Origin of the sequence: Cupriavidus phytohabitans (genome assembly GCF_000426345.1) — a bacterium.
In the GTDB taxonomy this organism is placed as follows: Bacteria; Pseudomonadota; Gammaproteobacteria; order Burkholderiales; family Burkholderiaceae; genus Cupriavidus.
This window is the reverse complement of the sequence record NZ_AUFE01000075.1, coordinates 1-21,277: the sequence shown is the minus strand read 5'-3', so window position 1 is coordinate 21,277 and position 21,277 is coordinate 1. Positions and strand designations below refer to the sequence as shown.

Genomic DNA, 21,277 nt, shown 5'->3' with positions numbered 1-21,277 from the left:
GTAAGACTAGCAGGCCGCTGAAATACCTCCAGCGAACGTCAGCGTCACGAGAGGCTGACGCGTTAATCGGAAGACTCCACCCAAGCCCGGATTGATGCGCGGCGCTGACACCTTCACTGAGATCCTGTTCACCATGCGGCGGCTGGATGATTTCGTGCCGAAGTCCCACCCGCTGCGCTCGATCCGCACCATGGCCAACCAGGTGCTGGTGAAGATGGACCGGTTGTTCGCGCAGATGTACGAGGCCGATATCCAGGGTGGCCAGCCCAGCGTCGCGCCGGAGAAGTTACTGCGGGCCATGCTGCTGCAGGTTCTCTACAGCATTCGTTCCGAACGTCAGCTCATGGAGCAGACCCACTACAACTTGCTGTTTCGCTGGTTCATTGGCCTGGCGATGGATGCTGCGGTCTGGGTGCCCACCGTCTTCAGCAAGAACCGCGAACGGCTGCTCAAGCATGATGCGGTGATCGCGTTCTTCAACGAGGTGCTGGCCATTGCGCAGAGGAAGGACTGGCTGTCGGGCGAGCACTTCAGCGTCGACGGCACGCTGATTCAGGCGTGGGCCGGCCACAAGAGCTTTGTACGCAAGGATAGCGGCGATAAAGACGATAACGACGGCGCTGACTTCAAGGGTCGCAAGTGCAGCAACGAGACGCACGAGTCCAAGACCGATCCCGATGCCAAGCTGTACCGCAAAGGCAAGACCGCCAGCGAGCTGCGCTACATGGGCCACACTCTGAGCGACAACCGCCACGGCCTGGTGGTGAGCGCCATGGTGACCAATGCGGACGGACACGCCGAACGCGAGGCCGCGAAGGTCATGCTCAACGATGCCAGGCAGGTAACCGAAGACCCAAATGTGGAAGTGACCGTCGGCGCCGACAAGGGCTACGACGCGCAGGAGTTCATCCAGGCCTGCCTGGAAATGAAGGTGACTCCCCACGTGGCATAGAACACCTCGGGGCGGCGCTCGGCCGTTCCTGACGCCATTGCTTGCAGCGCCGGTTATGCGGTCTCGCAACAAAAGCGCAAGCTGATCGAACAAGGCTTTGGTTGGATCAAGACCGTGGGGCGCATGCGTCAGGTGATGGTGCGCGGACTCAAGAAGGTCGACCAGATGTTTGTGCTAAGCATGGCCGCCTACAACCTCGTGCGCATGCGCTCGCTGGGACAAATCCGTCCGCAGTTGCAGTAATCGCGGTAATCAGGGCGGAAATGGGCGTCAAAAAGCGGAAAAAGTCGCGGCAATGATGCCGAGCTTCCGGATTGTGAAAAACCGCGCCCCCCCCAGCCCTATCGGGGGAAGCCGCACCTCTTCCGTGGTGAGTACTTCAGCAGCCTGCTAGACGGACATGATGCTCTTTGCTCTCTAGCGGGTCCGTCAAGACGGGTTCACATCTTGAGACTCAATTAGCGCAGACAGTATGCCGTCGGCCGAACTCTGCCGGTAGGGTTGTCCCATACCGTTATCCCTCGGTAATGCGCCGAACGCTCTTGATTCGAGCATGCAAGAACTAAAATTTGAACCATTCCATCAAATGCAAACGGACCCCGGAGCGAAGGAGCCGGGGTCTGCAGGGCAGCCTTACCGTCAGGCAGCGGTCTGGTATCGGCTGGCCGCGATGGTTTCCGACTCGTTCAAGGAGTCCTGTAGAACAAAGTCGAAACGCACGCGGGTGAACGACCCCGTCACGCCGAGCGACGCATATTCCGTGGAACGTTCCACCTTCTCCAACGACACGATCAAACCGTCGCGCGTGGCAAACGCGAAATCGTCGTCCAGGAAGGTGTCGCCGGGGATATTGACCTGCGTTGTCAGCGCCCGCTTGCTCAGGCCCGAGACCAGGAAGTGGATATGGGCGGGGCGGTTGCCATGCCGGCCCAGCAGGTCGAACAGCTCGGATACGGGGCTATTCGGCGGAATCGCATAGCCCGGCGGCAGGAAGCTGCGGAAGCGGTAGTTGCCTTCGGCGTCGGTCTCGATGCGGCGGCGCAGGTTGTAGTCCGGCTGACTCGGGTCGAAGTGCGAGTACCGGCCCTGCTCGTTGCAATGCCAGACATCGACCACCGCATGCGGCACGGGCTTGCCGTCCAGTCCGAGCACGCGGCCCTCCATGACCAGCGTCTCGCCCTTGCCTTCATTGCCTTCATCGAGCCGCACTTCGCGCTGGGACAGCGGCGCGCCGGCCACGTAAAGCGGACCTTCGATCGCGCGCGGCGTGCCCAGCGCCCGCGCTTTCGCCTCGTCGGCCTCCTCCTCGAGAATGTCGAGCAGGCGGTCAAAGCCCAGTCCGGCGGTGATCAGGCCGACCATGTCGGCCTGGCCCAGGCGGGTCAGCCACTTCATGGCAGACCAGAATTCGTTTGGCGTGACCTCGAACTCTTCGATGGTCCGGAACAGGTCGGCAACGACGCGGGCGGTAATGGCGCGCACGCGCTCATCGCCTGCGCTGACCTGGCTGGCATTGACCAGCGCGAGAAGTTCGGAAGGGGTGTATTCAGCCATGGCGCATGGTCTCCTTTGGTGTTGGGACTAAGTGTTGGGACTACGTGTTGGAATTTGCGGCTTGTTGCGGGACATCGGCCAGCACGGCGCCGCCGGCGGCATTGCCTTGGCCGGCGACGGCCGATGCGGACCGGCCGTGATCGATCATCATCACAGCCAGCGCGGCGACCAGCCCGGGCACGGCAATCGCCATGAAGTTCAGTTCGAGCTGCAGCTTCATGGCAACCAGTAGGCCGATCACAATCGGCGCGAGGATGGCGCCGCCGCGGCCCATGCCAAGGGTCCAGCCGATGCCGGTGGCACGGATGCGGTCGGGATAGAACTGGCCCGCATAGGCACAGCCGACGATCTGCGTGCCGATGGTGGAGGCACCGGCTACGCCCACCAGCAGATACAGCCAGCCGGTCGGCAGCGGATGCCCAAGCAGCGTGATCGACGCAGCGGCGAGCACGTACATGCCGAGCAGCACGTACTTGATATGGAACCGGTCCGCGAGCCAGCCGCCGCCGATGGCGCCGATCATGCCGCCCAGGTTGAGCACCAGCACAAAGGTCAGCGCGGAGCCGAGGCTGTAGCCGGCGTTGGCCATCAGCTTGGTCAACCAGGAACTGAGCGCATACACCATGAACAGGCACATGAAGCAGGACAGCCAGAACATCAGCGTGCTGCGCGCGCGCCCCTGCTGGAACAGCTGGCGAATCGGCGCCGCCTCCGCGGCATCGGCACCCATGACCACAAAGCGGTCGCCGGGCTCCGGCCGGTAGCCCGGGTCGATACGGCTGGCCAGGCGCTTGAGTTCCTCGGTGCGCCCGTGCCGGATCAGGAACGAAACGGACTCCGGCATCGATTTCAGGATCAGCGGGATCAGCAGCACTGGCAAGCCCGCGGCGATAAACACCGACTGCCAGCCATAGCTCTCGATCAGGCCCTTGCCCAGCACCGCCGCCAGCATGCCGCCGACCGAGTAGCCGCTGAACATCAGCGTCACCATGGTGCTGCGCACGCGCCGCGGTGCGTATTCGGTCATCTGCGCTATCACGTTCGGCATGACACCGCCGATGCCGATGCCGGCCAGGAAGCGCGCCGCGCCGAACAGCAGCGGGTCGCTGCAAAGGCCCGCGGCGGCCGTGAATACGCTGAACAGCGCGATGCAAAGCGCAATGGCCCAGCGCCGGCCGATCTTGTCGGCGACCGGGCCCAGCAGCAGATTGCCGAACATCATGCCGAACAGTGCCGTACTGACCAGCAAACCCGCCTGCCCCGGCGCGATCGCCAGTTCCTTCATGATGGACGGCAACGCGATGCCGGCCACGGCCAGGTCATAGCCGTCGCAGATGATGATCAGCGCGCACCAGCCCAGCACGCCGTAGTGGAAGCCACTGAGCCGGGCCTCGCCGGCCATCCTGTGAATGTCGATGTTCCGCACGTTCTCCTCCGTTTCTGTATGTCTTGATTGCGTCTGCACGGGATGGGCCTTACTGCCCGAAATCCGTGGTCAGAGCTTTGCCAGCGACACGGCGGGGTCGGCCAGGTCCTGCGCGCTGACCGGCGTCCGCCTTTCGATCAGCCGGCGGGCAAAACGCAGCTGACGCGCCGCATTGCCGCCCAGCGCGGCCATCACCCGCTCGCCTTCCAGGTAAAAAAACACGAAGCTGCCGGCCGCCGGGTCGCCGCGCACCACCACCTGGTGTTGTGCCGACGGCACGCCGTAGATCTGGAGGTTGGTGCCGTGCTGATCCGACCAGAACCACGGCAGCGGGTCGTAATCGACATCGCGCCCGAGCGCCGACCTGGCGGCCGCGATCCCCTGGTCCTGCGCGTTCTGCCACGACTCCAGCCGCAGCCTGCGTCCTGCCCAGCTGTTGCGCGCAACGGCCACGTCACCGGCAGCGAAGATGTCGGGGTCGGAGGTGCGGCATTGCGCGTCGACGAGTACGCCGCCTTCGCAGTCCAGTCCCGCGGCGCGGGCCAGTTCGTCGTTGGGGACCAGGCCGATGCCGACCACCGCGGTATCGCAGTCGATGGTCCTGCCATCGCCCAGCATGACTTCCAGCGGGCCTTGCGCATTACGCGCGAAGCCCGCCACCGCCGCGCCCAGCAGCACGTCGACGCCTTGGGCGATATGCATGCCGTGCAGATGCGCTGACAGCGCCTCGGGCACACTGCGCTCGCACAGCCTGCCCATCGTCTCGATCACGGTCACCGCGGCGCCCCGCTTGCGGGCGGTTGCCGCCACTTCGAGCCCGATCCAGCCGCCGCCCACGACCACGACGCGCGCACCAGTCCGCAGCAGCGGACCCAGCCGCTGCGCGTCGGCGATGGTGCGCAGCGTATGCACGCCACGCAGGGTGTTCCCCGGCACATCCAGCTCGCGCGCCCTGCCGCCGGTGCAGAGGATCAGCTTGTCATAGTGGATGGCGCGGCCGTCGGCGAGGATCACGCGGCGGTCCGCGCGCTCGATCCGCGTCACCGGCGCCTTGGCCAGCCATTCGATCAACAAGGCGGTCAGCGCCGCGGCATCGAGGATGTGCAGGCTTTCGGGAGCCGTTTCACCGGAAAGCACCACCTTGGACAGCGGCGGGCGCTCATAGGGCGGATGGATTTCGTCGCCGATCAGCAGCACGCGCCCTGCGAAGCCCTCCTCGCGCAGCGTGCGCGCGGCCCAGGCGCCGGCCTGGCCGGCACCGATGATGACAATGGTCGATTGGTCGGTATGCATGTTTGTCGGCTGCCTTCAGGACAACGCCACCACCGGCGGCAGCACCTGGATGTGCACGCGCCCCTCTTTCACCTGCAGCGGATAGGTCTGCACCGGCGTCACGCAGGGCGCCTTGCGCGCCTCGCCGGTGCGCAGGTCGAACAGGCCCTGGTGCAGCGGACACTCGACGCAACCGTCCTCGACAAAGCCTTCGGACAGCGGCACGCGCTCATGCGTGCACAGGTCATGCAACGCAAACAGCTCGTCGCCGACGCGGAATACCGCGATCGATATCCCGGCCGCCTCGACCGCGCGCGGTTCGTCTTCGATGAACTCGTCGGCGCCGCCGACATCGTGCCAATGGCTCATTGGAGTTGCTCCTAGATAGGCGTGGCCAGCAGGGTCTGGACCCGGGACGTGTCGTAGATGACCCGTTTCTCGCGGTAGCACCATGCGCCGTTTCGCTTCACGACGGTGTCGCGGTAGACGCCGGCCTGGTACACGATGGAATCGCCTGCCGCACCGGTGTTGACGACGATATAGCTCGACACCGTGCGGACCTCGTCCGCGGTCACCGATTCGATCACCAGCCCGCCCAGCGCATGCCGGTAGCCGTGGGCTTCATAGATGCTGGCATGACGCAGTGCGACGACGCGGTCGCGCATCATCTTCTGGTTGCGGCAATGGATGATGGGCGCGGGCAGCCCGCGATCCGCGTTCTCGCGCGAGATGATGGTGTACGTGCCGTCCTCGGTGAAGAAGGTCGGCCAGGTCTCGAGCAGGTCGTTGTCGATGGCGTGCACGTAGCGGCTTTGCAGCGCGCTCAGTTCCAGCCAGAGCTGCATGTTGTTGTCCATTTCAGTACCCCATTGCACGCTGATAGCCGGCCCAGAAGCGGCGGATCAGATTTTCCGTGATATTGCTGTTGGTCTGCTCGGGCGCATCGAGGCCCATGCCCATGTATGACGTCTTGTCACCGTCGCGTACGGTGCCGCGCTGCACCAGTTCGGTCGCCTCGGTGTCCTCCATCGAGATGTAGCCGGCCGGACCCACCAGGTTGGCCTGCAGCAGGCGCAGCTCGCGCAGCTCCGGCGTATCGTCTTCGTAGCCGAAAAAGTGGAACACCAGCTCGAAGTTGTTCGGACCCTTTGGCAGCAGCTGGCGCGCGACCAGCGTGTTGTGGATCTGCTGGATGACCAGTTGCGGGAAGATCGGCTGGATGTGGTTGGTGCAGTCTTCCTCGAACTCCGATACCTGCCCCAGCACGTACGGGTCCTCCAGCTCGAAGCCGTCCTGCATCGAGCGGATCTTCTGGTCGGTGTAGGCCGCGGCGGTGTTGGTGTCCACCTTCGGCTTGGTGACGGTGATCAGGCTGTGCAGGCCATGCGCCGCATCCGGGATCGAGCGCGCGCTCATGCCCACGCGGAAGATATTGAACGTGGTGTGGAACAGGTGCAGCAGGCTCGCGTGGTACGGGTCCTTGACGTTCTCGAAGTAGAGCTTCCAGTTCGACTTCGAGTACTGGCGCGTGCACCCCAGGTAGACGATGGGCTTGTGGAACACGCGGTCCACCCACGGACGCATCTCGGGGCCGATGTAGTCGGCCAGCGGCGGCGCCTCGTCGCTGAAGGTCGCAAACAGCAAGCCCTGGTACTCCGCCACGCGCAGCTTCTGCAGCCCGTGCTGCGACGGATCGAAGGCCTTGGCCATGCCGGTAAGCATGATGGCGCCCTGCTTCTGGCCGCGGCGGAACGGCACGCCCTGCAGGTCGCCCTCGCACGAGTAGTTCCACTGGTGGTAGACGCAGGTATGCGAAGCCGCGTTGCCATGCTTCTCGCGGCATACCATCGCGCCGCGGTGCGCGCAGCGATTGACCCAGCAGGCAAAGCCGCTGGCCGTGCGCGTCACCACCACGGGCGTGTCGCCGACAAATGTGCTCTTGAAGTCGTTGAGATTGGGAATCTCGCAGGCCAGCGCCACGAAGCTCCAGTGCGGGCCGCGATAGATGCGCTCCTGCTCGCGTTCATACACCTCCTGCGAACTGAAGACGCTGTAGGGAACGCATGAGCCATCGGGCTGGGGGAATGACACCTGCCGGCTGCCGGCGTGCGCGGCGATTTGGGGGGAGTCTGACATCACTGTCTCCGCGAATGTTGTGGTCTGGGATGGACGCAGTGTAGGTAGCCGCTGCGCCGCCCCACTATCCGGAATTGGTGAAGTTTCCGCGTGTCCCGATCCGCTTCTGGCGGCCGTCCCGCTCGCTATCCGAAAACGGAAGCCAATCCGTCGCCGGCCATCCGATTCACGCAGGTGTGGCGTGCATGGTGCCTCGCCGCGCTACCCATGCCACCGACGCTATGGCAAGATGAAATGCGAATGAAAGGGGCGACCGACCCCTGCAGACCAATCCGGGTCTTCAAGGCGCTTCGAGCGCAATGGCGCAAAAAAGCCGGGAACGCTGCAAGGCCGGAACAGGGGACAGACAATGCCACTTTCACCACGAACGCCCGCCCTCGCCGCGCTCTACAGCAACCCGGTATTTCAATCGGATGTGCGGGTAGAAGCGCATGACCAGGTCGCCCAGGAACTCACCGATCACGAACTGCGCTGGAAATCCGGCGCGCCCGACGCAGCCCTGTTCAAGGGCGAACTCGACCGTCTCAGAATCTATGCGCTGCGCTACGGTCCCGAGGTGTCGGTGTCCGCGCGGCCGTTCGAGCAGTTTTCCCTCGTGCATACCTCGCTCGGCGCAGGCGCAGAGATCGAGTGTGACGGGCAACGGCTGTGGGTCGCTGAAGGCCGCACGGCCGTACTCTCTCCCAGGGAACGGATCCGCCTGCGCTGGAGTCCCGGCAGCCAGCAACTGATCGTGCGGGTCCCGAACAGCCTGCTCCTTGAAGCCGGCGGCCTGGAAGCCGACAGCCGCCCGTTGCTCACGTCCGGATTCCTGCTGCCGCGCGCGCTCGAATCGCAGTGGGACCTGATCGCCCATTCGCTGCTGAATGTGCTCTCGTGCGCGGACAACGGCTCCGTCCATGCCAACTGGGTAGGACATCTCGAGCGCAATCTCGCGCTGTTCCTGCTGCTGCACCAGCCGACGGGTGACACACCGCTGCCCACGCCGCTACAGGCCGCACTGCACAGCCCTTCGGCACCCGAACCCGCGGCCGGCGGCACACGCAGGATCGATGCGCTGGTTGCCTACATCGAGTCGCACCTGAGCGCACCGGTCTCGCTCGAAGACCTTGCGCGTGCCGCGGGCACCAGCGGCCGTACGCTGAACGCACTGTGCCACCGCCATTTCGGCATCTCGCCGATGGAACTGCTGCGCAATGCGCGTCTCGACGCGGTGCGCTTGCGCCTGTTCCTCGATCCTTCGGCGAGCGTCACCGAGACTGCGCTCGAGTTCGGCTTCGGCCACCTTGGCCGCTTTGCCGGCTACTACGCGGCGCGTTTCAACGAGTTGCCCAGCGATACGCAGAGGCGGCAGTCGTAGCTGATTGCGGAACGTCCGGACACGTTCCAGCACTGCAACATGGTTTTCGATCCGAGATGGTCTGCGCGGCCTTAGAACGTTGCATCATGTGACGGTCACCAACGCAGTTCCGCCAACTTCGAAAGGACAGAAAACTATGCAGCATGTCACTCACGTTTCCGATACGCCCTGGATTTCGCACCAGATCGAGGGATCCAAGGGATTTGAATTCGTCTTCAATATCTTGGGCGTGGAGTACACCGACGCATACTCAATGGATATCGTCCGGGTCGCGCAAGGCGGCTACTCACCGCAGCACATCGACCCCGACAACCACGCCTTCTTTATTGTCACCGGCGAAGCGGATATCGACATTGCAGACGCGTCCCATCATGCACGGGCCGGCGCGGTCGTGCGCATTCCCAGAGGCGTCGTGCATGCGGTCCGCAATGCCGGCGACAGCGAGCTGGTGCTGCTGACGATCTATGACCCGCCGCGAGTACGCAAATCAAAGGATGGGGTGGTACTGCCCGTGGATCACGTCGAGGCAAGCTAGCCGGTGGCTACAGGCACTACTTCGCTGAAAGACAAAAGGGACAGGCGTCAGCCCGTCCCCCTCCCTTCAGATGCAAAGCGGTACATCAAGACATGGATTCCCCCGATGTCGCAGTTGCAGGAGTTGGCTTGTCCGAGTGCACGATACTTTCCCAGCGCTCCGCCCGATGCGACCCGTCGCAATAAGGCTTGCACGCAGATTTCCCGCAGCGGCACAGCGAGAAGATTCCCTTGTGGGGATAGTGCACCCCGGCAGCATCGACGAGCTCGAACTCTCCGGTGACATGGAGAGGGCCCGAATTCATGACACGGATCTTAGCAGTCGGCATTGAATTCTCCGGAAGCTTGCATCGCCCTTAATGGTTGGCGTCTTCCGCGGGGGCACGCGGACAACTGTTGAAACCGGCCTCGGCGTGGGACGCATCGCAGAACGGCGGGCGCCTGGTATGGCCGCAACGGCAAAGCAGGCACATTTTCCGTCGACGAAACGGCGCGCCGGCTTCGTCCACCATTTCGAAGTCGCCGGAAACTTCCAGTGGTCCATCGTCTTGCAGCGTAATCGTGGTGATCATGTTTCAATGCTCATGCAGGGGATGCCAGGGTCTCAGGTAGCGCCGATGGTGTGCAGGCTGTCCGGATGGACCACGTCGACCTTGCCGCCAAGCGCGTGAAACTCGCCGCGGCTGCAAACCAGCGGCCGGTCATCGGTGCGCCGGATCCTGAGCGCTTCGCCAACCAGGATGGTGTGGTCGCCGCCGTCATAGGCTGCCCAGCGCCTGCACACAAACCAGCCCATGGTGCCGGCCAGGACCGGGGCCTCCGCCTCCCATTCGTAGGGCGGTGCCCACTTCTCGCTCATGCGGTTGGCGAAATAGTGGCCGTGAAACGCCTGGCGCTCGCCCAGGATATTGATGGCATAGGGACGATCGCCGCTCAGCAGCGCATGCGACCTGGCCGTCTTAGCAATACTCACCGCGACGAGTTGCGGCGCGACCGAAACAGCGGCGAAGGAGCTTGCCGTCATGGCGTGCATGCCGCCCTTTCCGTCGGCCATGGACACGACGGTCACGCCGGTCGTAAACGCTCGCAATCCCTTGCGGAATTCTTCCGGATCAATGTGTAGCTTTTGAATCACAGCCCCTCCTTGTTTATGTCCAGTTCAAGATCCTGTGCCTATCGTCGCAAGCCACGATTAGCTCGACAAGCCGGGGCAATGGAAAGCGACGTTCCATCGCAGGAACAGCCGGGAACACCTTCCGCGACCGTGGGCCATGCGTCATGGCAAACACCGGTTGACGCTCTGAATCGACGCCGGTATAGACACAAGAGCCACTACCACAACGGTGTGACCGCTATTGGAATGGAGCTGGCAGCCCACCGTAGCGGAAGCGCCACTGACATCTACATAGCGCCCCTCATTCAAGATGGAATTGGTCGACATCAGAGTATTTGCAAAGATCAGTGAGCTGATGAGTCTCAGCGCGGCGGCCAATGTGCTGGGTATGCCGAAGTCATCGGTCAGCCGCAGTCTCACGCGACTGGAAACACACCTCGGGGTTGCACTGCTGTATCGCTCCAATCGAAAGCTTGCGTTGACCGAGACAGGCCTGCTGTTCACCGAGGACGCACGCCGCATCCTCTCCGACATCGAAGAGGCCGAGCAGAAGGTTGGACTGATCCGGCACACCCCAAAGGGACTATTGCGCGTCAGTGCGCCTGTCACGCCAGGTCAATGGATGATTGCGCCCCTGATTGCCGACTACCTCGCACGCTATCCGGAGATGAATGTGTCATTGACGCTGACGAGCAGCAAGGTCGAACCCATGGCGGAAGAGATCGACGTCGTCATCCGCACGGGCGCCCTCGAGGACAGCCGTCTCGCTGCTAGGCGCCTGGGAAGGGTGGCATTGAAGCTGGCGGCAACGCCGGCCTATCTGCGCGCCAATGGCACACCTGAAGTGCCGGCCGATCTGGCGCGGCATATGCTGGTGGATATCTTTGCGGGCGCGGTCGAATGGCGGATGTACAGGGGCCCGGAGGAAGTCGAGACCGTTAACGTGCATATGCGCTTCTCGGCTAATGACACGAGTACCCTGCGCACGGTGGTGCTGAATGACGTCGGAATCGGCTGGCTTCCCGATTATCTGTGCCGGGCCGATCTCGAAGCCGGCACGCTGGTGCACGTGCTGCCGAAGTGGGGGCGCGGCAACCGCGATATCCATGCGGTGTTCCCACGGCATAGAACCGTGACCCCGAAGGTGCGGTCGTTTGTCGATTTCCTGTGCGAGCGGCTTGATGGCTTTACCGCTGACACCGATCGTCGGCCTTCCGAGTAAGCGCGACCGGCCGCCCTTCAGTCTAGGCTAATTCCGCGCGTCCGGATCAGGAATTTCCAGCGCGTGACATCGTCCTGCACCGTTCTGGCGAACGCTTCAGGCGTCGAAGCGACGACTTCCATGAACTGTGTGCGAAGCATTTCGCGCGTCCCAGGCTGGGATAGCGCCTGCGCGATCGCGCTTCGCAATCGTTTGACGATGGCAGGTGACGTGCCGGCAGGCGCGATGATGCCCATCCAGGAATCCGCTTCGATGCCGGGCATACCGAGTTCCCTCAGCGTCGGCACATCGGCCAGCACCGTGGAGCGCTTTGCCGAAGCAATCGCAAGCGCGCGAAGCTTGCCGGCTTGCACCTGCGCCGCAACCGCCTGCTCGGGAAGGCAGGCCATATCGACCTCGCCGCTGATCACCGCCAGGATGGCCTGAGGCGTGCCGGCGTAGGGTACCCGCGTCATCTTCGTACCGCTCTGCTGGGCGACGAGCTCCATGCACAGCCGGTTGATCGATCCTGCACCGATGGCTGCGTACGTATATTTTTCCGGATCCTTCTCAAGCGTGGAGATCAATTGCCCCATATCCTTCGCGTTCAATGTGCTACGCACAACAAGCACATTGGCCTGCGTGACCGCAAGCGTCACCAGGGCCAGGTCCTTCGCCGGGTCATACGGCAGTCGGTTTTGCAGCAGCGTGTCGGCCCCCATCGGACCAGGAGGCGTGATGCCGACCGTATAACCGTCGGGAGACGCCTTTGCCACGACATTTACGGCGACCGCCCCGCCGGCACCGGGCTTGTTGTCTATCGCCACGGTCGCGCCCATGCCCGTCCGCAGCGCGTCGGCGAGAATCCGCGCGAAAACATCCGGCGTCGAGCCCGCCGTGGAAGGCACGACGAGCTTGATCGGCCGGCTCGGCCAGTCCTCGGCGTGCGCCATCATGCAACCGCACAGCGCCACAATGGCACCTGTGGCTTTCCAGGCCTGGACGAGTCTCCCATGCTTGCTCATCGCATCTCCAGCTTCGTTATTCCGCGCGCTCGTGAGTGCCACTGTGTCGAATCAGCTTGTCTTGCGGCGCCGCGGTGGATCATAAATGGTGAGGAACACCAGCGAGTTTTCGCCGTGATTGCGCAGTTCATGCAGCGACCCCGGCGGGACCTTGACGATATCGCCGTGTTGAAAACAAAAAGTCTGGCCGTCAATGATCACTTGGCCAACCCCCTCAAGGATGACAAAGGCGTGCCTGCCCAGGTCCGTGTGGGCTTCCGAGTATCCGCCGGGCGCCACGCGCATCAGATCAACGCTGTAGGCCTGGGTCAGCTCGTCGCCAACGATGGTGGGCTTCAGTTCATAGCCTTGCACGCCAGTGGCTTCAAAGGCCTTCCAGGCGAAGGATTCGGCCGAAAGAACCTCAGCTTCCGATAGCTGCCGTGCCGACTGCAACTCACCGGCACCAGCGCGGGGCTCCGGGGCGGGATCGCAAATGGTGAGAAGCCACAACGGGGACGCGCCGGAGTTGCGCAATTCAATTGCAACGCCGCACGGCACCTTGACGAGAGAACCGCGGGATATCTCGCGTCCCGCTCCAGCGCACAAAGCCACGCCCTCCCCGTCCATCACAAAATATGCCTGGTTACGCACGCTCGCGCGTGCGGGAATGCTGCCGCCGGGCTCGATGCGGGCAAGCCCCAGCGAGTACGCGTCGGTGTACTCGGGACCGATCAGTCCGGTGCTGATCGCGTGGCCTGCCGCCGCCGTGGCGGGAGACCAGTACCAGTTTGACGTTGCTGTGATGACATTCATGGAGTCGGACTCAGAAGACATGCTTGATGCCAAGACCACCCGCGGTCGAACGTGGATTGCCTGCACCAACAGAGTTAGCCGGTTGCTGCACACCACCGCTGCCCAATGCATACATGGAGCCGTTCCGGTTATCGATGGTGCCAATGGAACCATACAGGATCGTACGCTTTGACAGGGAATACTCGCCGCCTAATGCGAACCACGTCGCATTCCTGCTGCCAGGATCCACCTGATAGTTCGAGCGGTCGTTGACCCTGACAACTTGTGCGATCGCGGTAAACCGCCCGATCGGAACCCGGACGCCCAGATTAGTCAACCTGAACTCGCTCACCGTCGCGCCGGTAGTACGGGACAAGGCTCCGGTGCAACTGATACAGGAGTTCTTTTCGTCGGTAAATCCAAGATAGATCTTGACAAGCTTCATATCGTAACTTCCACCAAGGGAATACGATGTGATCTGGCCCGTTGCACCAGTGCCGCTATCCTGCCGCCCCCAGGCGACATTCAGATCCCACGGTCCCTCTAGATAGCGAGCCGAAGCCCCATAGGTATTGCCGAGCTGGGGTGATTTCTCGCCCGGCGAAAACAATACCGAGAACGACACCGCCTTCCACTCTTCGGGTGAGTAGTACTTGATGGCGTTGTCGGCACGCGCCGAAACCACCTGAGGAATCACTTGCTGCGTCGCGGTGGCACCGCTGCGGCTGAGAGAAATCAGACCGCCACTGCCCATCCAGTAAAACGCATCGACAAAGGAGTTTGTCAGAGAAACCGGCGTTGGCTGCCGGCCCAGCAGCAGGCTACCGGCGCCGCGCATTACCAGACCAACCGCCGCCTCACGGCCAAACAACCGTCCGCCCTGCGCCGCCTGGCCGTCGTCCGCGCCAAATCCTCCAACGAGCCGGAAAGTTGCGCTGAGCCCCTGGCCCAGATCCTCTTTCGCGTCAATACCCCAACGGCTGCCGGCGGAACCACCGGAAATCATCCGGGCCTTCGTGCCTTTTCCGGCACCGCTGATTTCGATGCCCGCGTCGACGACCCCGAAGACGCGGGCCGCCGGCGCTGCGTGTGCCTCATTGACGCAGAGCGCGGCTGCGAACAGCGAATACCGAAAAACCACTCTTGTGCTAATTTTTCTCAAAACTGTCTCCCCATTTATTCGATTAGTTATATTTATTAACCGCAACGGATTCGCCATAGCGACTAGGTACCGACAACCTCCTTTGGTCATGCCTCTTTATGCATGAGCAAAGTCTAAACTCCGCCTGATTCCCCGGCCAAGACAGTACCGTGGTTCTCCATGTTCCCGTTCAGGAACGATATTTCGAGTTTTCCCTTATTGCCTTGAATATCCAGCCACTCATCATCGCGTCCAGACTGCTGCGCAAGTCCATGTCGCTCACGTTGAGGCAAGTAATCGGAACTCAGGAGGGGAAATTAATGGCGAACCACATGCAGTCCGCACCGACTCAAGGTTGCGTATGGCTTTCCCCGATGTCAGACCAGCCGCATCGCGGTCCGGGCAGCGCGGCACTGAGACCCCAGACTGCCGCCTCGAGTCTCCATGCTCCACGACTTCGCCCGAGGTTTGGATGCGCCGATATCCAGTTGGGAGAAATCTAGGGTCGGCGAGATGTACCTCATTATCAAAGATATGCCGCCTTGTATCCCAGTTTGGAATATCAGCGGGCTGCGCGATCCGATCCCGCGGCATTGACTTCCAAACATCGCTCAGTGTCCATCACGCCGCCCGAAACGAGATGGCTTTCGTGTAAGTGAACTCACGCATCCCGTCAATGCCAAACTCGCGTCCGTACCCTGAGCGGCGGATGCCCCCGAATGGCGGCGCACTTAGCATCGCCCCCGCGCCACCATTGATGGACACCCCGCCCGTGCGAATTTGCAAGGCAAGCTCGTATGCACGGCCCGCATCGGCGGAATAGACGCCGCCGCTCAGACCGAAGCGGCTATCGTTGGCGATCGCTATCGCCTCGTCATCGGTATCGAACCCGAGGACCGCGCCAACTGGGCCAAATACCTCTTCCTGTGCGATCCTGCAGTCGGGACGAACATCGTCGAACAAAGTCGGCTGAAAGAAGAAGCCTTTCTCAAGATCACGCGGGCGCTCTCCCCCTGCCGCCAGCCGCGCACCTTCGGCGCTCGCAATGGCGACATACTCCTCGGCGCGTGCGCGCTGGGCGCCACGAATCAGAGGGCCCATCTGTACCGCCGGATCGGCGGGATTGCCAATCTTCAAGGCGCGCGCCATGGCAGCCACGCGCTCGACATACTTCGACCTAACCGAGTTGTGGACAATATGCCGCGTGAGCAGTTGACAGCCCTGCCCACAATGTGCCGTAAAACCTTGCAAGCCCGCGCGAGCGGCTGCATCCAGATCTGCATCCGCACGTACGATCATCGCGGACTTCCCCCCCAGTTCGAGAACCACGCGCTTGAGCGTGCCCGCCGTCTGGCGCTGAATGGCTTCGCCAACCACGTCAGAACCTGTAAAGCTGACCATGTCGACACGCGCATCGGTGGTCAGTACCTCGCCGACATCCTTTCCGCCGGTCACGATATTCAGGACACCCGGCGGGAGTCCCGCTTCCTCTGCGATCTCACCGAGCAGCAGTGCCAGCATCGGCGTGTAGGGTGAAGGTTTCAGCACCACAGTGCAGCCCACCGCCAGGGCTGGTATGACCTTGCCAAGATTCAGGAAGAAGGGCACGTTGTAAGGCGTGATGGCAACTACAACGCCCACGGGCTCACGCACCACGGCCGCGGTGCCGAGCGCCTTGCCGCCACCAGGCGTCGCGTTGATTTCTGGCACCACGCCGGTGACAGCATCCTGCTCGCACTGGTCGATCATATACTGCGCGTGCTTGACTGGCACGGCGAACTGGAGAGTTTGCGACAGGGCGACCGTAGCACCGGCCTCCGCGACAATCAGCGCGCAGATTTCCTCGCGCCGGTCACGCACGAGGTCAAGGAAGCACTGCAGCTTCGCCCGCCGCTCAAACGCCCTCTGCTTCGGCCATGGCCCGCGGTCGAATGCGTGCCTTGCTGCGGCAACGGCATCCCGGGCATCCTTGATGCTGCCGACCGCCGCATGGTGGATGATTTCCTCGGTGGCCGGATTGATAATCCCCTCTGCGTCGGAAGTCTCGCGCCACTCGCCTCCGATGAAAAGCGAGCGAGGATGCTTCAGTATTGGCATGGAAATGCTCCTTGTTGGCAATCAGGATTCCGGACGGGTCAACTGAACAGTTCATGGTGCCAGGATTTTTTCGGCCGCGATTTCGCCGATCAGCACGCACGGCGCCATCGTGTTTCCCGTAGTGATGTCTGGCATGACAGATCCGTCGGCGATGCGGAGGTTCGAGATGCCGTACACCCTTAGGTTGCCATCAACGACTGACATCGAATCTCGACCCATCTTCGCAGTACAGCTGGCATGGCCATAGGACGTCACGCCGTTGCGGATAAACCCCTCAAGTTCGGCACCGTAGACCGACGCGGGTAGGACTTCTCGTTGCGCAAACGGCCGCATGGCGGGCGCGTTGCCAATCTCACGGCATAGCTCCGTCGCAAACTTCAGGACCCGCAGTTCCTCAGCATCCCCAAGCGGGTTCCAGTCGAGCTCGATGGCATCGGTCGGCTTCGTGGAGCGCAGCTTGAGACGACCGCGACTTCGTGGTCGGATGATGGATGGGGACAGCGACCAGGTGTTAGGCGAGGATGAGGAAAGGTGCCGTTCCGTCAGATGGGGAACCTCGATCAGGAACGGCTGGATATCGGGAGCACGTAAGCAGCTGTCGCTGCGCCAGAAGAAGGTGGCCTCGGCCTTGTTGTTGTTTGGCGCAATGGGCTGCAGCGATTCCCAAAGACAGGTGGCAACCAGGGTGTGGTCCTGGAAATTCCGTCCGACCCCGGGCAGATGTGCCTCCACAGGGATGCCAAGTCGCTTCAACTCGGCTTCGTCGCCGATGCCCGACAGCATCAGCGTGCGCGGTGTATTGAAGGCACCCATAGAAAGAACGATCTCACGCGACGCGCGAACGGTGTGCATCGTCCCGCCATACTCGAACTCGACGCCCACTGCCGCCCCGTTCGATATGGTCACGCGCCGGACCGTCGCCGCAGTAAGCACCGTCAGGTTAGGCTGGTCCATGACGGGATACAGATAACTTTTCACCATATTCCAGCGCCGCCCATCCTTCACGATCAGATAGGCGAGCGCAGCCCCGCCGCCGCCCTCCATCATGACGCCGTTGTGATCATCGAAGGTTGGAATGCCGACCGCGGCCGCTGCTTCGAGCATGGCGGGGGCCAACGGGCACGGATCCTGGGCGGGCTGCACCCAGACGGGCCCGCCCGTACCCCGGCGTTCAGGGTCCGGCCTGCCGTGCCAGTCTTCCGCCTTCCGATAGCTACGCAATGCGTTGGCGTAGTTCCAGGCGTCATCATCAACAGCATGCGCCCAGGCATCGAAATCAGCCTGATGACCCCTGGCCCATACCATCGTATTGATACTGCTTCCGCCGCCTAGCACTTTGCCCATCAGCTGATGAATCCGCCGCCCATAGAGTTTCGGCTCGGGATTTCCGCTGAATTGCCAGAACAGTTCCCGAAACCGCGAAACCGGGTAGGAACTCGCGAACAGAATGCTGGGCAAGTCGTCGGTCCCGCCCGCCTCCAGCAGGAGCACCGACACCTGCGGATTCTCGGCCAGCCGCCCAGCCACCACGCAGCCCGACGATCCTGAGCCACAGACAATGTAGTCGTAGCGGTCGCGAAGGTTGGCGCGTTGCATGCTCAGGTTCCGCCCGATGGCTATGGCCTTGTCGGCCAGCTCCCCGGCCTCGGCGGCTGAGGCAGCGCCGAGAGAAGCCGATGCTGCTGCAAACTGCTCCCGGGTCACGGCACCGCGAATTGCCATTGCCTCCAGTTCGTCCACTGCTGCTTCTCGCCTGCCATATGGTTCTGTTTTCAAGGCCGTTCCCTCCTCCTGGCCGGAGGGTCGCCTCCGGTGTTCGACATACTGATTTCGCGTCAGCGTTCCGGCTCTGTACCGTGCGGGGTGCTCGCCATCATCGCCCGAAAAGTTGGATCATGGCGGACCAAACCGGAAAGACGGTGTTCCGGAAATGAAACGGCAGGAGTCGAGGAAGGACCTCTTCTTACGTGGCTCGCTGCACTTGATCCTGGAGAAAGTGGCGCGTGGCATTCGCGCGCGCTGTCCCAGGGACGCCGACGAGGAAGAGTTCTTGGCAATATCAAGAGCCGCTCGGGTCGTGCCAATCAGTTCCTATCGAATATCCTCCAACACTGACAGCCTTACTCACCATGGGTCAGAAAGCCGAATGCTCGGTGCGCCAGATCGCGCCTTCTTACATGGCGATTACGTTCCGTCCGACTCGCATGCGCCCGCGTACTCGATCCAGTTGGGCAGATGACTTTGACGACTGACCACCCGGCTAGGGCCCTTTGATAGCTGAGGTAGTTGAGCGACACCGCCTCATGCGAGAACAGCATAAACTCGGCATTGATGTTCTAGAGCGTGCTGTCGCGCGCGGGTCTGTTAGAACCTTTGTGTTTAGGGCATAGCCTGTCGCCAGGGCGCATGTCGCGCCACCATCGGTGGGTGCGCAGCGAAGTAGCGCTCGCTCGCCTGCATCAGGCGCGATGCTTCGCGCGGGAAGCACGATTTCCCGATCATGGCGGCCAGCTGGAATACGTTGGCCTCACGCGGATCAAGCGGCGATGCCTGGCGTTCGCGCGCAACGGTCGCGCAGCTCAGCAGCGCAGCTTCGACGTCCCGGGAACGCATGACGGATCTTCCGATGGATGGCCTCAACTGACGCCAGCCAATGTGCTCCGGGTCTCAGACACACGCGCCTTATCCCTGAAGAATTGTTTGACGTCGCCTTGAGATCGTCCAAAGCCCAATTTTTTCAAGCCGCCCCGCACCTTCGTGTGAGCGGCTCGGCAAAGGGAGCGCCTTGCTCGCAAGTGAACCGCCCCGGGTTTAGTGGGAGGCTCCACTCTTTGAGAGAATGGAGCCCATGAGCAAGCAAACCAAGTTTTCCCCCGGGATCCGAGAGCGGGCCGTACGTCTGGATCGAGAGCAGCTCAGCGAGCATCCGTCGCTGTGGGCGGCAGTCGAATCCATCGCACCGATGATCGGTTGCACGAGCCAGACGCTGTTGGGGTGGGTCAAGCAAGAGCAAGTCGAGAACGGCGAACGCGATGGCGTGACCACGTCCGAGCGTGAACGCATCAAGGCGTTGGAGCGCGAGGTAAAGGAATTGCGCCGTGCCAACGAGATCCTGAAGCTGGCGAGCTCATTTTTCGACCAGGCGGAGCTCGACCGCCGGCTCAAGTCCTGAAGGCCTTCGTCGATGAGCATCGAGATGCCTTCGGGGTCGAGCCGATCTGCAAGGTCTTGCAGATTGCTCCGTCGGGCTATCGGCGCCATGCTGCGCAGCTTCGCGATCCATCGCGGCGCTCTGCGCGAGCCAAACGCGATGAGTGGCTTCGGCCCGAGATCAAGCGAGTCTGGCAGTCCAACATGGAGGTCTACGGGGCCGACAAAGTTTGGAAGCAGATGAACCGCGAAGGCATTGCGATGGCACGCTGTACTGTCGAGAGGCTAATGAAGCAGCAGAGTTTGCGCGGCGTGATTCGCGGCAAGCGGGTTCGCACGACGACTCCAGATGCGAGAGCAGCGCGCCCGCCGGACCTGGTCAACCGTCAGTTCAGGGCTGAGCGGCCGAACCAGCTCTGGGTTTCGGATTTCACCTACGTTTCGACGTGGCAGAGCTGGCTGTATGTGGCGTTTGTGATCGATGTGTTCGCCCGGCGCATCGTCGGTTGGCGGGTTAGTTCGTCGATGACCACGGACTTCGTTCTGGACGCCTTGGAACAGGCGCTTTACGCGCGCCAGCCCGACAACGATGGGACGCTCATTCACCATTCTGACAGGGGATCGCAATACGTCAGCATTCGCTATAGCGAGCGCTTGGCCGAGGCGGCCATCGAACCGTCGGTCGGTAGCCGGGGCGACAGCTACGACAACGCCTTGGCTGAGACGATCAACGGCCTGTACAAGCCTGAGTTAATCCATCGTCGCACCGCCTGGAAGACGCGTGAATCCGTTGAACTGGCCAGCCTGGTTCAACCATCATCGGCTAATGGAACCCCTTGGCCATATCCCGCCCGCCGAAGCTGAGGCAAACTACTATAGGCAGCTTCAAATCCCTGCCGCTGAACCGCTATTAACTTAAACCAACCAGCCTCCACGGTTCCCGGGGCGGTTCAGTATTTCTACCGGTGACGCCGTATTCCGACGTCAGGCGTGAGGCACGGGTAAGTGTAAGTATCCTAGCGAGTTCCTCCGCACTGCGTGACCGGGCGCTCCGCTTCTGTCCTGTCGGAGCCAGTCGCTCCGACAGGATTCGTAGTTTGCCGGCTGGTGGTGACGGCGCAGCCCGCTTGTCTACCCCGGTGTTGAACCGCTTGCGCAGCTTTACGCTTCCGGAATCAGGAATTTATCGCGATTTTTGCCAAGCCAGGCCGGCGCACGACCAATCCACCCAAGTTACTGTAAGCATCAACAAGCCTTATAAGCGGCATGTCGATGAGGCTTTGGGCGAGGCGGACGAGGTTTGTTGCGATCCGGTCGCACGCGATGGGCACGTGTTGCGATCAAAGCCAAGGTCTCATTCAGGGCAGCCTTGGCCCAGCGCAAGCCGAGCAGCGCCGCTGACAGGACAGGTTTGAGAGCCGTGATGGCGAAGGTTCGGTTGATACGACGGTCCGAGTCAATCTCATGTTCCTGCGCGGCGCTGAGGCAGCATAGGGCGTGCAAGTTGTCGCTGAGGATTTTGGCGCCGAAGTCCTGCCTCG

19 protein-coding genes, 3 pseudogenes and 1 other annotated feature are annotated in these 21,277 nt (G+C 62.2%); of the genes and pseudogenes, 6 read left to right on the top strand and 16 right to left on the bottom strand.

Translation table 11 applies throughout. The features are described 5' to 3' along the window. The first annotated feature begins 94 nt into the window (after window positions 1–94). A pseudogene (locus K309_RS37875) lies at window positions 95–1,195 on the top strand (IS5 family transposase). 396 nt (window positions 1,196–1,591) lie between these two features. On the opposite strand, the gene K309_RS0129640 reads toward K309_RS37875, so the two are convergent. The 6 genes from K309_RS0129640 to andAc form a co-directional block, all read right to left on the bottom strand. Beyond that, window positions 1,592–2,506 carry a dioxygenase family protein gene (locus K309_RS0129640; RefSeq protein WP_029049724.1) on the bottom strand — a complete coding sequence of 305 codons (915 nt, stop codon included), beginning with the start codon at window positions 2,504–2,506 and terminating at the stop codon, window positions 1,592–1,594. A 40-nt stretch (window positions 2,507–2,546) separates the two neighbouring features. Beyond that, the gene (locus K309_RS0129635; RefSeq protein ID WP_029049723.1) at window positions 2,547–3,932 is read right to left on the bottom strand and encodes an MFS transporter; all 1,386 of its coding nucleotides are present in this window, start codon (window positions 3,930–3,932) and stop codon (window positions 2,547–2,549) included. A gap of 69 nt (window positions 3,933–4,001) precedes the next feature. Continuing rightward, window positions 4,002–5,225, bottom strand: coding sequence for an NAD(P)/FAD-dependent oxidoreductase (locus tag K309_RS0129630; protein ID WP_029049722.1), 1,224 nt, complete (start codon window positions 5,223–5,225; stop codon window positions 4,002–4,004). 15 nt (window positions 5,226–5,240) lie between these two features. After that, entirely contained in the window at window positions 5,241–5,573 is a 333-nt protein-coding gene (gene andAb / locus K309_RS0129625; protein ID WP_029049721.1) for an anthranilate 1,2-dioxygenase ferredoxin subunit AndAb, read from the bottom strand. Between the two features lie 11 nt (window positions 5,574–5,584). Then, window positions 5,585–6,049 (bottom strand): anthranilate 1,2-dioxygenase small subunit AndAd, encoded by a 465-nt coding sequence (gene andAd, locus K309_RS0129620; RefSeq protein ID WP_369796547.1) that lies wholly within the window; start codon window positions 6,047–6,049, stop codon window positions 5,585–5,587. Window positions 6,050–6,062: 13 nt separating this feature from the next. After that, window positions 6,063–7,340: an anthranilate 1,2-dioxygenase large subunit AndAc gene (gene andAc, locus K309_RS0129615; RefSeq protein WP_029049719.1), complete on the bottom strand. Its 1,278-nt coding sequence runs from the start codon at window positions 7,338–7,340 to the stop codon at window positions 6,063–6,065. A gap of 349 nt (window positions 7,341–7,689) precedes the next feature. Here andAc and K309_RS0129610 point away from each other — a divergent pair, with 349 nt between their 5' ends. Beyond that, entirely contained in the window at window positions 7,690–8,700 is a 1,011-nt protein-coding gene (locus K309_RS0129610) for an AraC family transcriptional regulator (RefSeq protein ID WP_029049718.1), read from the top strand. Between the two features lie 136 nt (window positions 8,701–8,836). After that, window positions 8,837–9,235 (top strand): cupin domain-containing protein, encoded by a 399-nt coding sequence (locus tag K309_RS37870; protein ID WP_035878583.1) that lies wholly within the window; start codon window positions 8,837–8,839, stop codon window positions 9,233–9,235. 85 nt (window positions 9,236–9,320) lie between these two features. Here K309_RS37870 and K309_RS40600 read toward each other — a convergent pair whose 3' ends face one another. Genes K309_RS40600 through K309_RS37865 form a run of 3 tightly spaced genes read right to left on the bottom strand, consistent with a single transcriptional unit; the run spans window position 9,321 to window position 10,369 of the window. Continuing rightward, complete coding sequence (locus K309_RS40600) at window positions 9,321–9,539, bottom strand: CDGSH iron-sulfur domain-containing protein (protein WP_232232544.1); 219 nt, start codon at window positions 9,537–9,539, stop codon at window positions 9,321–9,323. A gap of 51 nt (window positions 9,540–9,590) precedes the next feature. Next, window positions 9,591–9,806, bottom strand: a complete 216-nt coding sequence (locus K309_RS0129595) for a CDGSH iron-sulfur domain-containing protein (protein ID WP_029049717.1) — start codon at window positions 9,804–9,806, stop codon at window positions 9,591–9,593. A 32-nt stretch (window positions 9,807–9,838) separates the two neighbouring features. After that, window positions 9,839–10,369, bottom strand: a complete 531-nt coding sequence (locus K309_RS37865) for a flavin reductase family protein (RefSeq protein WP_051320683.1) — start codon at window positions 10,367–10,369, stop codon at window positions 9,839–9,841. Between the two features lie 289 nt (window positions 10,370–10,658). On the opposite strand from K309_RS37865, the gene K309_RS37860 reads away from it, so the two are divergent. After that, on the top strand, window positions 10,659–11,570 hold the full coding sequence (locus K309_RS37860) for a LysR family transcriptional regulator (RefSeq protein WP_051320682.1): 912 nt from the start codon (window positions 10,659–10,661) through the stop codon (window positions 11,568–11,570). 17 nt (window positions 11,571–11,587) lie between these two features. Here K309_RS37860 and K309_RS0129580 read toward each other — a convergent pair whose 3' ends face one another. From K309_RS0129580 to K309_RS0129570, 3 genes are read right to left on the bottom strand one after another with little or no spacing between them, the layout of a single operon-like run. Continuing rightward, window positions 11,588–12,574 carry a Bug family tripartite tricarboxylate transporter substrate binding protein gene (locus K309_RS0129580; protein ID WP_029049716.1) on the bottom strand — a complete coding sequence of 329 codons (987 nt, stop codon included), beginning with the start codon at window positions 12,572–12,574 and terminating at the stop codon, window positions 11,588–11,590. A gap of 51 nt (window positions 12,575–12,625) precedes the next feature. Next, window positions 12,626–13,369, bottom strand: a complete 744-nt coding sequence (locus K309_RS39365; RefSeq protein ID WP_198030879.1) for a cupin domain-containing protein — start codon at window positions 13,367–13,369, stop codon at window positions 12,626–12,628. 10 nt (window positions 13,370–13,379) lie between these two features. Continuing rightward, window positions 13,380–14,510: a porin gene (locus tag K309_RS0129570; RefSeq protein WP_051320680.1), complete on the bottom strand. Its 1,131-nt coding sequence runs from the start codon at window positions 14,508–14,510 to the stop codon at window positions 13,380–13,382. A gap of 423 nt (window positions 14,511–14,933) precedes the next feature. On the opposite strand from K309_RS0129570, the gene K309_RS42595 reads away from it, so the two are divergent. Then, complete coding sequence (locus K309_RS42595) at window positions 14,934–15,086, top strand: hypothetical protein (RefSeq protein ID WP_198030878.1); 153 nt, start codon at window positions 14,934–14,936, stop codon at window positions 15,084–15,086. A 24-nt stretch (window positions 15,087–15,110) separates the two neighbouring features. Here the strand turns inward: K309_RS42595 and K309_RS0129565 are convergent, their stop codons facing one another. The 3 genes from K309_RS0129565 to K309_RS37845 all read right to left on the bottom strand — a co-directional run bounded on the left by K309_RS0129565 (window position 15,111) and on the right by K309_RS37845 (window position 19,199). Then, on the bottom strand, window positions 15,111–16,586 hold the full coding sequence (locus K309_RS0129565; RefSeq protein ID WP_156914483.1) for an aldehyde dehydrogenase family protein: 1,476 nt from the start codon (window positions 16,584–16,586) through the stop codon (window positions 15,111–15,113). Between the two features lie 51 nt (window positions 16,587–16,637). Next, on the bottom strand, window positions 16,638–18,326 hold the full coding sequence (locus K309_RS37850; protein ID WP_198030877.1) for a GMC family oxidoreductase: 1,689 nt from the start codon (window positions 18,324–18,326) through the stop codon (window positions 16,638–16,640). Window positions 18,327–18,965: 639 nt separating this feature from the next. After that, window positions 18,966–19,199 (bottom strand): hypothetical protein, encoded by a 234-nt coding sequence (locus K309_RS37845; RefSeq protein ID WP_051320678.1) that lies wholly within the window; start codon window positions 19,197–19,199, stop codon window positions 18,966–18,968. A gap of 235 nt (window positions 19,200–19,434) precedes the next feature. On the opposite strand from K309_RS37845, the pseudogene K309_RS37840 reads away from it, so the two are divergent. After that, window positions 19,435–20,655, top strand: a pseudogene (locus K309_RS37840) (IS3 family transposase). Further along, window positions 19,713–19,829 (top strand) — a sequence feature (AL1L pseudoknot). (Overlaps the previous pseudogene by 117 nt.) A gap of 326 nt (window positions 20,656–20,981) precedes the next feature. Here the strand turns inward: K309_RS37840 and K309_RS43310 are convergent. Next, window positions 20,982–21,277 (bottom strand): annotated as a pseudogene (locus tag K309_RS43310) (IS4 family transposase); the annotation flags it as partial.

What these genes read in the sequence shown, in the direction of transcription:
- K309_RS0129580 (WP_029049716.1), bottom strand. Translation starts at nt 12,574, where the DNA reads ATGAGCAAGCATGGGAGACTCGTCCAGGCCTGGAAAGCCACAGGTGCC.
- andAb (WP_029049721.1), bottom strand. Translation starts at nt 5,573, where the DNA reads ATGAGCCATTGGCACGATGTCGGCGGCGCCGACGAGTTCATCGAAGAC.
- K309_RS37845 (WP_051320678.1), bottom strand. Translation starts at nt 19,199, where the DNA reads ATGCGTTCCCGGGACGTCGAAGCTGCGCTGCTGAGCTGCGCGACCGTT.
- K309_RS37860 (WP_051320682.1), top strand. Translation starts at nt 10,659, where the DNA reads ATGGAATTGGTCGACATCAGAGTATTTGCAAAGATCAGTGAGCTGATG.
- K309_RS39365 (WP_198030879.1), bottom strand. Translation starts at nt 13,369, where the DNA reads ATGAATGTCATCACAGCAACGTCAAACTGGTACTGGTCTCCCGCCACG.
- andAd (WP_369796547.1), bottom strand. Translation starts at nt 6,049, where the DNA reads ATGCAGCTCTGGCTGGAACTGAGCGCGCTGCAAAGCCGCTACGTGCAC.
- K309_RS40600 (WP_232232544.1), bottom strand. Translation starts at nt 9,539, where the DNA reads ATGAATTCGGGCCCTCTCCATGTCACCGGAGAGTTCGAGCTCGTCGAT.
- K309_RS0129630 (WP_029049722.1), bottom strand. Translation starts at nt 5,225, where the DNA reads ATGCATACCGACCAATCGACCATTGTCATCATCGGTGCCGGCCAGGCC.
- K309_RS37870 (WP_035878583.1), top strand. Translation starts at nt 8,837, where the DNA reads ATGCAGCATGTCACTCACGTTTCCGATACGCCCTGGATTTCGCACCAG.
- K309_RS0129595 (WP_029049717.1), bottom strand. Translation starts at nt 9,806, where the DNA reads ATGATCACCACGATTACGCTGCAAGACGATGGACCACTGGAAGTTTCC.
- K309_RS0129640 (WP_029049724.1), bottom strand. Translation starts at nt 2,506, where the DNA reads ATGGCTGAATACACCCCTTCCGAACTTCTCGCGCTGGTCAATGCCAGC.
- K309_RS0129565 (WP_156914483.1), bottom strand. Translation starts at nt 16,586, where the DNA reads ATGCCAATACTGAAGCATCCTCGCTCGCTTTTCATCGGAGGCGAGTGG.
- andAc (WP_029049719.1), bottom strand. Translation starts at nt 7,340, where the DNA reads ATGTCAGACTCCCCCCAAATCGCCGCGCACGCCGGCAGCCGGCAGGTG.
- K309_RS42595 (WP_198030878.1), top strand. Translation starts at nt 14,934, where the DNA reads ATGCTCCACGACTTCGCCCGAGGTTTGGATGCGCCGATATCCAGTTGG.
- K309_RS0129610 (WP_029049718.1), top strand. Translation starts at nt 7,690, where the DNA reads ATGCCACTTTCACCACGAACGCCCGCCCTCGCCGCGCTCTACAGCAAC.